The organism is Micromonospora sp. ATCC 39149, assembly GCF_000158815.1.
GTDB lineage: Bacteria > Actinomycetota > Actinomycetes > Mycobacteriales > Micromonosporaceae > Micromonospora.
The window spans coordinates 6,589,384-6,589,794 of the sequence record NZ_GG657738.1 but is presented as its reverse complement, the minus strand read 5'-3'; the positions used below and the strand labels follow the sequence as shown (position 1 = coordinate 6,589,794).

Here is a 411-nt window from a genome sequence, read left to right as displayed (position 1 = left end):
CATCATCCCCTACGGACCGGCGGCATGAACGAACCGGTGACCAGCGAGACGTACGCGGCGCAGGTGCGGCGGCTGGCCGAGCTGGCCGACCGGGTGCACACCCAGCGCGCCGAGGCCCGCACCTGGTACGACCAGCAGTGCGCCGCCGCCGAGCGGGCCGTTACCGAGGCCGCCGAGCAGCTCCGGGACGCCGAGCGGGAGGCGGCCGACGCGCGGGAGCTGGTGGAGCGGGTGGACGCCGAGGCGGCCCACCTGTGGCAGCAGCTCCGGGCCCGGTTGGGCGCCGGTGCCCGCCGCCTCGGCGACCCGCCCGGCCCGGCCCGGGACGCCCTCGGGAGATCCGCTGCTGCTGCTGCACGGGGTGCGCGGGCTGCTGGACCGGACCAGGCAGACGGGCGAGCTGCCCGCGTC

General features: G+C 78.1%; 1 pseudogene. It reads left to right on the top strand.

The window, feature by feature from the left end:
• Positions 1-24: 24 nt before the first annotated feature.
• Positions 25-411: pseudogene (locus MCAG_RS34105) on the top strand (hypothetical protein); the annotation flags it as partial.